The following is a 13,603-nucleotide window of genomic DNA, read 5'->3' as shown; positions in this document are numbered from 1 at the left end:
AAAAGTTACCTAATAGTGAGATACAAAATGACCCAAGATATTTTACACCGCTACCTGTTCGATAATGCCGATGTGCGTGGTGAACTGGTGCAATTGCAAGACAGCTATCAGCAGGTAATAGGCTCACATGCCTATCCTCCTGTGCTGCAAACCCTGCTCGGCGAGTTGCTGGCGGCGACCTCTTTATTAACCGCCACCCTAAAATTTAGCGGTGATATTAGCGTGCAGTTGCAAGGGAATGGCCCAGTATCGCTGGCGGTGATCAATGGCAATAACCAGCAGCAATTACGCGGTATCGCCCGCTGGGATGGCGAGTTAGCCGACGATGCCAGCCTAGCCGACCTGTTTGGCCAAGGTTATATGGTTATCACCCTCACACCGGACGAAGGCGAACGCTATCAAGGCGTGGTCGCCCTTGATAAACCCACCTTAGCCGCCTGTGTCGAAGACTACTTTAACCAGTCAGAGCAATTACCCACAGCAATGTGGCTATTTGCCGACGGTAAACAAGCTGCTGGCATGTTCCTGCAAATATTACCAAGCCAAGAAGACCACAATGCCGACTTCGAGCATTTATGTCAGCTGACAGCGACCATCAAGGCGGAAGAGTTATTCACCCTAGAAGCGCAGGACGTATTACACCGCTTGTATCATCAAGAAGAAGTGCGTCTATTCGATCCTATCGAAGTCAGCTTTAAATGCACTTGCTCACGCGAGCGCAGTGCGGCGGCGATTAAAACCATCGATCAAGCCGAAGTCGAAGCCATTCTGGCGGAAGACGGTAAGGTCGAAATGGGTTGTGAATACTGCAATGCGAAATACGTGTTCGATGCTATTGATGTTGCAGCAATCTATGCCAATGGCACCACTTCAAATACCCAGCAGTAAGTTTTTACTTACTGTCAAAAGGGCACCTTGGGTGCCCTTTTTTGTACCACCTCAATGATCCAGCTCACACTTTAGCTACGGATAGGATACAATCGGCACACTTTGTCCCCTAGCACGCCTCGGGCGATAAATAAAAGCAAAATCGGCAGACGATCGATAAAAAATAACCTTACAAATACAAGTCAATGGAGACCTCACTATGGCGGATGGATTAAACCGCGTTCATTACAACCCCTCAACAGCACAACTGGTCGAATTTGCCCTGCTCCGCGGCGAAGGTGAATTAACCGCCAATGGTGCGCTGGTTGCCAAAACCGGTACACGCACAGGTCGCTCTCCTGGCGATCGTTTTATTGTTAAAGAACCTAGTTCAGCGGCTGATATCGAATGGGGACCCGTCAACCAAGCATTTGAACCCGGTGCTTTTGAAGGATTATGGGCGCGTGTAGAAGCATTCCTCGCCGATAAAGAGTTGTTTGTATCTGACCTCGAAGTCGGTGCAGACCCAGAACATTACCAGCCAGTGCGCGTGACGACTCAATACGCTTGGCACCAACTGTTCGCCCGCAACCTTTTTATCATCCCAGAAGAATTTAACCGTCAAGACAAGCCTGTATGGCAAATCATCAACGCACCAGACTTCGTCTGTGTTCCTGAGCGTGATGGTACCAATTCAGATGCAGCGGTGATCTTAAACTTTGCCGAGCGCAAAGTGTTGCTAGCGGGCCTGAAATACGCTGGCGAAATGAAGAAGTCGATGTTCTCTGTACAAAACTTCCTGCTGCCAGCCCAAGGCGTATTGCCAATGCACTGCTCGGCAAACGTAGGTAAAGACGGCGACACCACCCTATTCTTCGGTCTGTCGGGTACAGGTAAAACCACCCTATCTGCGGATCCAAAACGCTTCCTGATCGGTGACGATGAGCACGGCTGGGCACCGGGCGGCGTATTCAACATCGAAGGCGGCTGCTACGCCAAATGTATCGACCTGAGCCAAAAGAACGAGCCTGTGATTTGGGATGCGATTCGCTTCGGTACTGTGCTGGAAAACGTGGTAATGGACGAACACCGCGTGCCTAACTACAAAGACAGCAGCCTGACGGAAAACACCCGTGCGGCTTACCCGCTCGAGCATATCGCCCAGCGTAAAGAAGACAACCGTGGCGCAGAGCCTCATGCAGTGGTGTTTTTAACCTGCGACGTGTCTGGCGTGTTGCCACCGGTTTCTATCCTGAGCAAAGAGCAAGCGGCTTACCACTTCCTCTCTGGTTACACCGCGAAAGTCGGTTCGACTGAAATCGGTTCAACCTCTGCGATTCAGTCAACCTTCTCTACCTGCTTCGGCGCGCCGTTCTTCCCACGTCCTGCGGGCGTGTATGCTGAGCTGCTGATGAAGCGTATCGAATCATTCGGTAGCCAAGTATACCTAGTTAACACTGGCTGGACTGGCGGCCCACACGGTATTGGTAAACGTTTCGACATCCCAACCACCCGCGCCATTGTCGATGCGATTGTCAGCGGCGAGCTGAAAAACGTTGAAACCGTTCATTTAGATACCTTAAACCTCGCGGTGCCTGTAGCGGTTAGCGGTGTCGACAGCAATCTACTCAACCCAGTGAACACCTGGAGCGATAAAGCACTGTACGCCGAATACGCCCAAAAACTGGCCGAAGCCTTCACTAAGAACTTCGCGAAGTATCAAGTGTCAGACGCCATCCGTAACGCTGGCCCAAAGGCATAAGCGTAGCGAATTCATTTAGATAATGTAATCAAACACATTGTTGAGTAAAAAAGCGCGGGTTCAGTGATGAACCCGCGCTTTTTATTTGTCTGTTGATTTTGTAACTAAACCCCACCCGCACTAACGTCACTGCGTTAGATTTTTTATGTGTTTTGTTTCTTATCGATTAGTTAAACCAAGCTTAAATTAATGCTGCGTTTTTATAATCACCAATAACAATCATCACTTTTAGGAAGCGGCACCCAAATGGAAAATCATAAACCTGCCACAGGATTCCAGCGATTTCTCAATACCGTCGAAACCGTAGGCAATAAACTCCCCGACCCCGCAGTATTATTTGCACTATTTCTAGGCTTGGTCTGGCTGATCTCTTGGGGGTTATCGGGCGTCAGTTTTGATGAAATCGACCCTCGTACTGGCAACCCAATTCAAGTCGTCAATATGCTCGAAGGCGGTGCATTAACCGCCTTTACCTCGACACTCGTATCAACCTTTGTGACTTTTCCACCGCTCGGTGTCGTGCTGGTTGCAATGCTTGGCTTAGGTGTTGCCGAACATACAGGCTTTATTAATGCGGGGCTGCGCTCAATTTTATCAGTGACCCCCAAGATGTTACTCACTCCGGTACTTATCGCAGTGGGTATCCTGAGCCATGTCGCGGTTGATGCGGGTTATGTTCTGGTTATCCCACTCGGCGCGGTGATCTTCTATGCTGCGGGTCGTCATCCCCTAGCCGGTATTGCCGCTGCTTTTGCTGGGGTATCCGGTGGTTTTTCTGCAACCGTGGGCGTGCCATCGAGTCTTGATCCTATGTTAGCCGGCTTAACTCAGGCGGCGGCAAGATTATCGGCCGACCCAGCTGCCGCCACATTAACAATTAACCCACTGAATAATATCTTCTTTACGTCGGCTTCTGCTGTGTTAATTATCTTAGTTGGCTGGTTTTTAACGGATAAAGTGATTGAGCCGCGCCTAAAAAATACTGCGGTGAATGGCGATCCCAGCACGCTGCCAACGCTTGATGAGCTGGCGCCCCATGAGCGCCGCGGTCTCAAATTCGCTATGGGCGCCATGTTGTTATGTGTCTTAGGGCTGGTGTTTACCGCCTATGGTGACAACTCTGCTTGGCGTGGTACCGATGGCGCGCTAACCAGTGCCTCGGCTCCCTTAATGCGCTCCATTGTGGCGATTATTTTTGTGTTCTTCCTCGTACCTGGCATAGTCTATGGCTATGTTGCGGGCACGGCGAATAACCACAGAGCCATTATTCAAGGCATGAGTAAGTCCATGAGCGGCATGGGTTATTACATCGTCATGGCCTTCTTCTGCGCTCAGTTTATTTATGCCTTTGGCCAATCCAATTTAGGCGCATTAATGGCGATTAAAGGCGCGTTTGCGTTGAAAGAATTGGCTCTTCCAATGGGTGTAACTTTGGTGGGGATTGTGTTTCTCACCGCGTTAGTCAATCTATTAGTCGGCTCGGCGTCGGCTAAATGGGCCTTGATTGGTGCCATCATGGTGCCCATGTTAATGGAGCTTGGCGTATCGCCCGATTTGACTCAAGCCGCTTACCGCGTAGGCGACTCGTCGACCAATATCATTACCCCGCTAATGCCTTACTTTCCGTTGATTGTGGTGTTTTGCCAAAAATACGTTAAGGAATCAGGCATTGGTACCCTAGTAGCACTGATGCTGCCGTTTTCAATCAGTTTTCTCCTGCTTTGGAGCGGTTTTTTATTGGCATATTGGGCATTAGGTCTGCCATTAGGTATCGGTAGTTCATTCACTTTCCCAGCAATGCCTTAGGGCGAAAAGAGGTATCGAGTGCTAGCAACATTGAATTCATAAAAAACAGGGCACTCGATACCTCACCAATTACAAAACGCTACATAGCCTAGCACTTCACCTTAAACACAAATGCCGACATCAACCGTCGGCATTTTATCTGATTAAAAACATATAAATACAAATACTTAAATATCGATAAACGCATCTCGCTCATAGTAAAAGATAATAGCTTCAAGCAGTTCCTGTTCACTGGGCTGAGCTTTTTGCTGCTTAAGATTAGCAATGACATCCTCGATTTGATCCGTATTTAGCAGATAACCATAGTCACTGCGGCCTAAACCATCCTCAAAAGCATCAATTTCGGCATCCGATAAATCCCTCATATTAGCCACTATCGGGAACAACAATGTTGTCAGTTGAAGGGATTCACCTTGATCAAGATCTTGATAGACCAGCCAATAACTTAATCCAGGTTGTTCGATGCATTTTCTTATCCAGCACTGTAACGACTCAGGTTTACCAAAGAATGAAGTGATATTCATAATGTCCTCGAAATGGTGTTGTCATAGGGAAAACCGAGTAAGTCAAAGAGTTGAATAGTCATGGAGGCTATTTGGCTATTCACCACTCTCAAGATTTATACAAGTAAAAGATGGGAATTATCGCGACTCAACCGGTGCCAAGAATACGAGAGGATATCTGCGCCCATCAAAGCCTAAATCACAATTCATCAATTCGATGGACAAAAAACAAGTCTTAATTAAATAAAAACCATTTTAATGCGATAATTTTTAAATATTATTTATTTATATGTCATGTTATTTAGGTTTTGGTTATTTTCAAACCAAGGTTGATGATGTTTCACAAAACCCGTTACAGCAACTGTGATACCTTAGGCGCCCAAAAAACCTGTCGGGGCTTAGCTTTTTACGCTAAAAGCAAAGGCTGGCCTGTAAATAGATCACGAGTCTTAAGACACAAAATGCTACGGCAACCGGGGAGTTTCGCAAGAATGAAGAGCAAGAGTTTATTAGGCAACATTGGTGTACAAGTGGTTATCGCCATGATTATTGGCGCACTGGTGGGTTTTATGATGGGTGAAAGTGCGAGTATCTTCGCACCACTGGGTACCATTTTTATCCATTTAATCAAAATGCTAGTGATCCCATTGGTACTGGTGTCAATCATCAGTGGCGCCGCCAGCTTAGGTGATAGCCCCTCGGCGGGTAAGATTGGCGTGGGCACTTTTGGCTTCTTTATCGTCACCTCAGGCCTTGCTGTCGCTTTGGCATTAGTGATGGGTAAGGTGTTTACACCCGGCGCCGGTGTTGACTTTACCGCCCACAGTGGCAGTGGCTTGATGGAAGTGACCGCCGAACATGGCGCACTCCCCGGAGTGATCGACACCTTTATCGGCATGATCCCAACTAATGTGTTCGAATCGCTAAACGGCGGAAATATCCTTCAAATACTGGTGTTTAGTATTTTCTTTGGTATCGCACTGACTAAGGTCAAAGGTGATGGCGCTAAGCCCATCATGGCGGCGTTAAATACCGTCGTCGACGCCTTTGTGTGGATGATCAACTGCGTGATGGTGATTGCCCCTATCGGTGTGTTTGGTTTGATGGCCGATTCCGTCGGCACCTTTGGTTTTGATGCCTTAGAAGTCGTATTTAAGCTGTTTGCCGTGTTTGTGGCCGCGATTCTGCTCTATGGTTTTGTGTTCTTCCCCATAGTGGTGCAGCTGTTTTCTAAGGTCTCGGCACGCCAATTTATTTCTGCGATGAAAAAGCCGCAGGTGATGGCACTGTCGACGGCGTCATCAATGGCAACGCTGCCAGTAAATATGGAAACCTGCGAAGAAGATCTTAAGGTTTCTAAGGCCACCACTGCCTTTGTGCTGCCTTTAGGTGCCACCATCAATATGAGTGGTAACGCGATTTATTATGGTCTGGTCGCGATGTTTTTCGCGCAAATGTACAACATTGACCTCTCAATGACCGCCTATGCCGCGATTATCTTTACCTCCACCTTAGGCGCCATTGGTCAAGCGGGAGTGCCAGGTCCATCATTTTTAGTGGTCGCAGTGCTATTGGCTGCGGGTATTCCCATTGATGGTTTACCGCTGTTATTCGCCCTCGACCGAGTGTTTGACATGATCCGCACCGCGCTAAACATCACAGGTGACGCCGCCTGTGCCGTGATTATGGATAAGTACACTGCGGAGCAACCGACTCAAGAACCGAGTTAACACGCACGCGCATCCTAAGGCTTGAATAGGCTTGCTTATTCAAGCCTTTTTTATGACTGAGGCTTGTACAGGCTGCACACTATCTTACTGATTTAATGTCAATTACCTAGCTTTAATGTGATCTTGGCGGTGCCTTGGACTAAGCTCAAACAGCGCCGCCTCGCAATTTGCATTTCTTTATCTGCCCAACCACACGGGCGAAGTGCGTTTCTGCGATAATGGCTTGGCTACCATCAGTCCAAAGGAGTGTTGCACTATGTCCGTCTTTGCCCCTGCAAGCCCTTTTGCCGACTTTATATATCGCCATTTCCGCGCCATTCACGCCCTCAAACTCGGCCTCGCCCTGCTGATTGCCGTCACCATTAATGCCATTTGGTCACCGCCGCATTTTATTTGGAGCATGGTGACGATTGTGATCATTATGATGAGTCTGCCACAGGTGGGTGGTGCGATTGAAAAGTCACTGCAACGGGCGGTAGGCACTTGTTTAGGCTCGGCTTATGGCGTGATGTTAGTGGCCACACTCGACAGCTATTGGCTGATTATGGGGCTGTTAATTTTAGGGGTGACGCTGATCTGTTTTATCTCGGCGGGACGCTACAGTTATGCCTATCTGGTGGCGGGATTCACCATTATTATCGTGGTGGGCGATGCTAATCATGATACCTCTGAGGCGCTATGGCGCACGGCCAATATTCTGCTGGGTTGTGTTATCGCGATTCTGGTGTCGCTGTTTATCTTCCCGATTAAGGCCAAGCAGGACTGGCGCAGCCAGCTCGCCAATGCCATCGATAATATGGCCAAGGTGTTGACCCAACATTTACAGGCCCCCGCCAACCATGATTTAGATTTTCGCGCCGAACTCGAAGCGGCGATGAAGGCGGTATTAACTCAGAAGAAACTGTTTTTCTCCCTCGAGTGGGAAAGCCAAACCCTAAAAAAACATAAAGTGCTGCTGGCGGAATTAGTCAATAAACAGGTGCGGCTGATCACCCTGCTCGAATTATTACCTTTGAGTCGCTGGCAGGAGGCCGACAAAGAGGCTTACCACCAAATCAACAAAGTCGCCGCCGAGCTTACGGCTTATCTGCAACGCCTTAGCGAATTTGTTGCAGGTAAAACAGCCACATTGCCCACATTACCAAATGCATTAGAGCAAGAGTTGCAACACAGATTACAACTTAGCTTGGCCAGCTCGGCACCGAATTCGCCCCCTTTGGCAAATGAAGTCGCACAGGGATTTGCCCTCACGGGATACGGCTGGCTTATCTATCAACTCGCCATTGCCGTCGAAGCCCTCTACGCCGATATCGAGGTTATCGAAGTCGCCTATCGCGGACAAACCGTGTTACATAAAACTACCAAGCGCGCATAGGCCGTCACCACGGGAATAGCAGCGAAAAATCACTCCCTCAGACCAAGATAAACCCTTGGCAGCCCTTGCGCTTGTAGGGGCTTAATGAAAAGATACCGCCCTAATAAAAATTCGATGTGTGGACTGTTTTCATGCGCTTGTTTTCCCCTTCCGTTATCGCCATTGCCTGCTTATCGGCGGGCTCATTATTCACAGCCCAATTAGCCGTTGCCGCGAATACCGAAGTCGCACAACCCGAAGTGACTAATTCTGGAGCTGCCAACGCTGAAGTTGCCAGCACTGAGGCCGCTAAAACCGACGCGGTTGAAACAAATGCCAGCGGTAGCGCTTTGAGCGCGACAGAAACCGCTCCCGAAGTCGCAGCGACACCGACTCGCGCTAATACCTTTGTCAATGATGCCATTCTCCCGCCGAGTATTACTTGGCATGGTGGCAGCGAAGCTCTGTTACTCAGCGCCGATAACGAATGGGCGACGCCCTTCGAGCAAAGCAACGGCACCGAAAGCCCAAGCTATGACGACACCATCGCATGGCTCGACCGATTGGCGGCCGAAACCACCAAATTGCAAAAAGTCAGCCTAGGTCAGAGCCCTCAAGGCCGCGATATTTGGATGTATGTCGCCAGCAGTGAAGGCATTAATGAATCGGCACGCCTAAAGCAAAACACTAAGCCGACGATTCTGGTGCAAGCCGGTATCCATGCCGGTGAAATCGACGGTAAAGACGCGGGCATGATGCTACTGCGGGATATAGTCAAAGGTGACAAAAGCGAGCTACTCGAAAAAGCCAACCTGCTGTTTGTGCCTATGTTTAGCGTTGATGCCCATGAGCGCAGCGGCGAATTTAATCGCGTTAACCAACGTGGCCCGGTGAATATGGGCTGGCGCACCAATGCCAATAATCTCAACCTGAACCGTGACTATGCCAAGGCCGACACCTTAGAAATGCAGAATATGCTGCGGGCAATCAATGTGTGGCAACCGGATCTGTATATCGATGTGCATGTCACCGACGGCATCGATTACCAATACGACATCACCTTCGGCTACAACCTCGCCCAAGGCTTGAGTCCCGCCAGTTTCCGCTGGCTCGAAAATAGCTACCGCCCAGCGGTAGAAGCGGCCTTAACAGCCCAAGGCCATATCCCTGGTCCACTGATTTTTGCCATCGACAATACCGATATCACTAAAGGCATGTCACTGTGGAACCCAAGCCCACGCTTCTCCAATGGTTATGGTGATGCCCGCCATCTCCCGACTATTTTGATTGAAAACCACAGCTTAAAACCCTTTAAGCAGCGCGTACTTGGCACCTATGTAATGCTTGAGCAAACCCTTAAAACCGTGGGCGACCAAACGACCAAGTTAAAGAGTGCGATTCAAGAGGATAAATACCGTGCCTCACCACTGATCACATTAACGTGGAAATCGGCACCACTGGCTAAAGGCTGGGATTTTAAAGGCATCGACTACACTCTTGAGAAAAGTCCGATTAGCGGCACCGAGGTAGTGCGTTGGACTGGCGAGCCTAAGCTGTACCCGAATTTACCAGTGATGGCCGAAACCGTGCCGGATATTAAAGTCACTCGCCCGAGCGCCTACTATATTCCAGCAGAATGGACACAAGTGATCGACCGCTTAACTCTACACGGCATTCGGATGACACGTTTAAGCAAACCGACTGAGCTTAAATTGCAACAATACAGCTTGAGCAATCCGGTGTTTAATACCAAAGCGTTCGAGGGGCGACTCACAGTGAAGGCCGACTCGACACTGGCCAAACTGACCACCACTTTGCCCGCGGGCACAGTGAAAATCAGCACAGATCAACCCTTAGGCGATCTGGCGATTTTACTGCTTGAGCCACAATCACCGGACTCATTACTGCAATGGGGCTTCTTCAACCCTATCTTTACCCGTACCGAATACATTGAGGACTACGCCGTAGAGCCGCTGGCCGCCAAGATGCTTAAGGAAGATCCCAAGCTACAGGCGGAATTTAACAAAGCACTGGAAAACCCAGCGTTTGCCGCCGATCCCGAGGCACGCTTACGCTGGTTCTATGAGCGCAGCCCTTACTACGATAATCAATATCTTAAGTATCCGGTCTACCGTAGCCGTTAATCCATGCGTTAAAAACGGCAAGGATTAAGTAAGCTTACGCGCGCTAATGCTATACACCAAGGGCACCTGTTGCCCTTGGTGTTTTAGTACATAACGGCCATCGGCTTGCGCCTCTAGCCCTGCAAAACAGTTATAGGGGCTAAACGCAAACTCGTGGAAGAACTCCAACACTAAGCCAGCCTGCAATAAGGCATTGATCACCTCAGACAAGCTATGCGACCAACACATTAAGGTGTGCTGCTCATCACCGGCATTCTCGGTATAGGTTCCTTCCTGCTCAATATCTGGCTCTCCGCGATTAAAATAGCTATAACCATCGAATAGCTGCTGCGCCGGATGAAACTCGGCCATATAAAACTGTCCGCCGGGCTTTAAACACGCCGCAATGGTCTGCGCCCAGAGTGTTAAATCCGGCAGCCACACAATGGCACCATAGGAGGTAAAAACAATATCTTGCGGCTCAACCTTGCCCGCTACGCTGTAGACATCACTACAAATAAACTCGCCAAACAACTGCGTCTGCTGCGCCAACTTACGCGCCTCAGCAATCGCCACTTCGGATAAATCGACCCCAGTCACCTTTGCGCCCATTCGCGCCCACGACAGGGTATCTAAGCCAAAATGACATTGCAGATGCAGCAGGCTTTTGCCCGCCACCGCAAGCTCACTCAGCTCGATTTCGGTTAAGGATGTGTTGCCACTCAAAAAGCCTTCAACATCATAAAAATCAGAGGTTAAGTGCACTCGAGTGCGGGCATCCCAAGCGATTTTATTGGTCGTTAAGTAATCCATATGAGTCCTTTCTGGTTACGCTTTTTATCAAGCTGGAATGTTGGACACACGCTAACCGAATAAGTGATTAATTTCACCACTCTTTGGGAAAAATCACTCATTCAGCGGACATGTCCGCCCTCGCCCAAACGGACACATTTGATTTATCTGCATGATTATTAATGCATTTTAAAATTGGCATAGGATGTGCAATCTCGACTGATATCAAGCTTATCGCTAATAGCTCAGCACTCAGTCGGTCGTCGAGTGTCGATAACAAGGAAGAAGAAAATGTCACTACGCCCTTTTATATTCACCCTCGGATTTGTCGCCGCCTTTACCGTTGGCGTGTCACTCACTGGCTGCATTATCAATGTGAACGCTGCCGGCATGCCGGATTTAGATCACCAACAACGTGAACTCAACCTCGATGCTCAAGACCTACAGGAACTCGTCGCCGAAACGGGTGCGGGCAGTCTTGAAATTATCGGTGTCGAAGGCCTAACCCAAATTAAGTTAGTGGCTGATATCTATAGCAATGACGATAGCAAAGTGATTCTCACCCTAGAGAAAAAGGCTAACAAAGCCCAGCTTAAGGCCGACTTTGAATCCCATAGCAGCTTTAACAATTACTCACCCTATATCGACCTTAAGTTACAAGTCCCCGCCGGATTAGCGCTGGATATTGACGATGGTTCGGGTGCTGTGTTTATCAACAAGATGACTGCGGATATTAAGGTCAAGGATGGATCGGGCGAACTGGTTATCCATGGCGGCAATAATGTCAGCATCGACGATGGTTCTGGCGCGATTGAAGTCAACCAAGTCAACGGCAACCTAGCGATTGTCGATGGTTCTGGCGGCATCCAAGTCAATGATATTAAAGGCAGCATCACCATTGATGATGGTTCAGGTGAAATCAACGTCGCCAATGTGCAAAACACAGTCACCATCAACGATGGCTCAGGCGATATCAACGTGGTGAACACTAAGGGCTTAACCATTCTCTCGGCAGGCTCAGGGGATGTGAGCTTCGATAAAATCGATGGCCCTGTCAGTAAACATTAAACCCGTTAGACCAATAGCGTTACCGCTCCACCAACTTCCCGGCGTAGAGACTGATGTTGCAGTACCCAACCAAATGTCAGTCTTCTACCCACCCCTTTTTGCGTTACCGTTCCATGGACATTCTTATGCACTTTATGCCACTAACCCCTTGTAGTGGCATCTTTTTTTGTGTCTGAGACTTTCTCAGTCTCAATTCTGAACAGTAGGTTCGGTCATGATTTGAGGGGCTAATAGGCGGCATCATGGCTTCTGGCTATTGTATTCCCTAATTGCCTGCCGCAGGCTTTCGCATGCTCTTATATCAGCCGCACCAGTGACTCGCCGTACTTATGTTTTAAAAATCGCGTCCCTGTAGGCTCTACTTAAACATCCATCTTTTAGAAGGTGACTGGTGCAACAATGCTGGATTTGGCGCAACCATTGATAGCCAGTAATGCCTGACGTTTATTGTATCACTCACAAAATTTAACAGTGGGTGTCTCGATAAACCCTCGATAAACTATCGATAGACTAGACTGCACGATAAACCGAGGCACATATCCAAAAACTTGGATATGTGCCTATTAATTCTTTAACAATAGGGGTGTATGTAATTATGGATTGTGGACGATTTCTGTCGTACGCCTCACAGGTTGCCCACCTGCTGATACCACAGTTTCAAGTTGTTTATCTTCCCGAAGATGAAGATTCACTTCGACAGTAAAACCTTGATTTGCATGCAAATCACAAATGAAAGCATTAGTATTCGGTGCCCATATTGCAGTAGTATCAGCTCGTCTAAGCCTTACAGAAACGTTGTTGGTAGCGACATTTCCACAACCAGGTATTATGCATGACATTCGATAACTCCTTTTTTACTAAATGGAAACCCATCATAGTAAAAAAACTCTTATCTTCAAAGCGTTATGTATCACCAAATTTTGTAACATCCTGCTTTTGAACCAGAATTATCTTGTACTAACAACTCCCAATTAATCACCCCCAAGTTATTGCAGTATTTTGCAACAAACTCCGCAGTGAATAAGTTTAATTTAGCATCAATCAAGTATTGTAACTCTTCATTTTTCTCTTTTGCTGAGCGCCCAAAAGGCTCAATTATTTCTTTGTATAAATTAGCATTCCCACCAGAAATGAAAGTCCAAAAATCCTCACCACATAGTTTTAAATGGGTACCTTTATCTGGTGAGGAGTCGTAACCATAACAACAACCTTCAACACAAAAAATTGATTGCGAGCTAATTCCACCAGACGTACCGAGCACTTTTTTTGCGAGTAAAAAATTATCCTTCATTTTTTTTATTTGAGACGAATTACCCCAATTAGGCCCTGATTTTATGCTAACCAGATATTTTACTCCTTCTCTCTCAAACTCAAGATCAATACCTGTAGCGCTTGATTTCCTCCCACCCAGAGCTTGGGAGCATGTAAATATTGCTATTTTTTCCATGAAGTTACCAAATACAGTTTCTTCTCCTGAAGATACTGTTTGATCTGATCCAGTAATAGTGGACACTTTGCTAAGCACTATTTTTTAATTCAAAGTTTTCAGGGCTTAAGTACCCAAGAGCACTATGCCGTCTGGTTCGATTGTAATCAAC

The 13,603-nt window shown here is 47.9% G+C and carries 10 protein-coding genes; 7 read left to right on the top strand and 3 right to left on the bottom strand.

Annotated features, from left to right (window positions below):
* Positions 1-27 precede the first annotated feature (27 nt).
* The 3 genes from hslO (at position 28) to M0413_RS20445 (ending at position 4,435) form a co-directional block, all read left to right on the top strand.
* On the top strand, positions 28-888 hold the full coding sequence (gene hslO / locus M0413_RS20455) for an Hsp33 family molecular chaperone HslO (RefSeq protein ID WP_037416407.1): 861 nt from the start codon (positions 28-30) through the stop codon (positions 886-888).
* A 199-nt stretch (positions 889-1,087) separates the two neighbouring features.
* Positions 1,088-2,629 carry a phosphoenolpyruvate carboxykinase gene (locus M0413_RS20450; RefSeq protein ID WP_037416403.1) on the top strand — a complete coding sequence of 514 codons (1,542 nt, stop codon included), beginning with the start codon at positions 1,088-1,090 and terminating at the stop codon, positions 2,627-2,629.
* 246 nt (positions 2,630-2,875) lie between these two features.
* Positions 2,876-4,435 carry an AbgT family transporter gene (locus M0413_RS20445; RefSeq protein WP_249555466.1) on the top strand — a complete coding sequence of 520 codons (1,560 nt, stop codon included), beginning with the start codon at positions 2,876-2,878 and terminating at the stop codon, positions 4,433-4,435.
* A gap of 167 nt (positions 4,436-4,602) precedes the next feature.
* Here M0413_RS20445 and M0413_RS20440 read toward each other — a convergent pair whose 3' ends face one another.
* Positions 4,603-4,959 carry a DUF7716 domain-containing protein gene (locus M0413_RS20440; RefSeq protein ID WP_249555464.1) on the bottom strand — a complete coding sequence of 119 codons (357 nt, stop codon included), beginning with the start codon at positions 4,957-4,959 and terminating at the stop codon, positions 4,603-4,605.
* A 470-nt stretch (positions 4,960-5,429) separates the two neighbouring features.
* Here M0413_RS20440 and M0413_RS20435 point away from each other — a divergent pair, with 470 nt between their 5' ends.
* The 3 genes from M0413_RS20435 (at position 5,430) to M0413_RS20425 (ending at position 10,166) form a co-directional block, all read left to right on the top strand.
* A complete protein-coding gene (locus M0413_RS20435) occupies positions 5,430-6,668 on the top strand; it encodes a dicarboxylate/amino acid:cation symporter (protein ID WP_037427568.1) in 1,239 nt (412 codons plus the stop codon).
* A gap of 256 nt (positions 6,669-6,924) precedes the next feature.
* Positions 6,925-8,043: an FUSC family protein gene (locus M0413_RS20430; RefSeq protein ID WP_249555462.1), complete on the top strand. Its 1,119-nt coding sequence runs from the start codon at positions 6,925-6,927 to the stop codon at positions 8,041-8,043.
* A 131-nt stretch (positions 8,044-8,174) separates the two neighbouring features.
* Positions 8,175-10,166, top strand: coding sequence for a M14 family metallopeptidase (locus M0413_RS20425; RefSeq protein WP_249555460.1), 1,992 nt, complete (start codon positions 8,175-8,177; stop codon positions 10,164-10,166).
* A 24-nt stretch (positions 10,167-10,190) separates the two neighbouring features.
* Here the strand turns inward: M0413_RS20425 and M0413_RS20420 are convergent, their stop codons facing one another.
* Positions 10,191-10,958, bottom strand: a complete 768-nt coding sequence (locus M0413_RS20420; protein WP_249555458.1) for a class I SAM-dependent methyltransferase — start codon at positions 10,956-10,958, stop codon at positions 10,191-10,193.
* A 270-nt stretch (positions 10,959-11,228) separates the two neighbouring features.
* Here M0413_RS20420 and M0413_RS20415 point away from each other — a divergent pair, with 270 nt between their 5' ends.
* Positions 11,229-12,005: a DUF4097 family beta strand repeat-containing protein gene (locus tag M0413_RS20415; protein ID WP_249555456.1), complete on the top strand. Its 777-nt coding sequence runs from the start codon at positions 11,229-11,231 to the stop codon at positions 12,003-12,005.
* Between the two features lie 910 nt (positions 12,006-12,915).
* Here M0413_RS20415 and M0413_RS20410 read toward each other — a convergent pair.
* On the bottom strand, positions 12,916-13,518 hold the full coding sequence (locus M0413_RS20410) for a PmeII family type II restriction endonuclease (protein WP_249555454.1): 603 nt from the start codon (positions 13,516-13,518) through the stop codon (positions 12,916-12,918).
* Positions 13,519-13,603: the final 85 nt, after the last annotated feature.

The sequence above is a fragment of the Shewanella sp. 8A genome (genome assembly GCF_023475945.1).
GTDB lineage: Bacteria > Pseudomonadota > Gammaproteobacteria > Enterobacterales > Shewanellaceae > Shewanella > Shewanella xiamenensis.
The sequence above is the reverse complement of the archived record's forward strand: the minus strand, read 5'-3'. Positions and strand labels throughout refer to the sequence as shown.

Coding starts and splice junctions, on each gene's coding strand:
- M0413_RS20420 (WP_249555458.1), bottom strand. CDS start 10,958: ATGGATTACTTAACGACCAATAAAATCGCTTGGGATGCCCGCACTCGA.
- hslO (WP_037416407.1), top strand. CDS start 28: ATGACCCAAGATATTTTACACCGCTACCTGTTCGATAATGCCGATGTG.
- M0413_RS20445 (WP_249555466.1), top strand. CDS start 2,876: ATGGAAAATCATAAACCTGCCACAGGATTCCAGCGATTTCTCAATACC.
- M0413_RS20450 (WP_037416403.1), top strand. CDS start 1,088: ATGGCGGATGGATTAAACCGCGTTCATTACAACCCCTCAACAGCACAA.
- M0413_RS20440 (WP_249555464.1), bottom strand. CDS start 4,959: ATGAATATCACTTCATTCTTTGGTAAACCTGAGTCGTTACAGTGCTGG.
- M0413_RS20430 (WP_249555462.1), top strand. CDS start 6,925: ATGTCCGTCTTTGCCCCTGCAAGCCCTTTTGCCGACTTTATATATCGC.
- M0413_RS20425 (WP_249555460.1), top strand. CDS start 8,175: ATGCGCTTGTTTTCCCCTTCCGTTATCGCCATTGCCTGCTTATCGGCG.
- M0413_RS20415 (WP_249555456.1), top strand. CDS start 11,229: ATGTCACTACGCCCTTTTATATTCACCCTCGGATTTGTCGCCGCCTTT.
- M0413_RS20435 (WP_037427568.1), top strand. CDS start 5,430: ATGAAGAGCAAGAGTTTATTAGGCAACATTGGTGTACAAGTGGTTATC.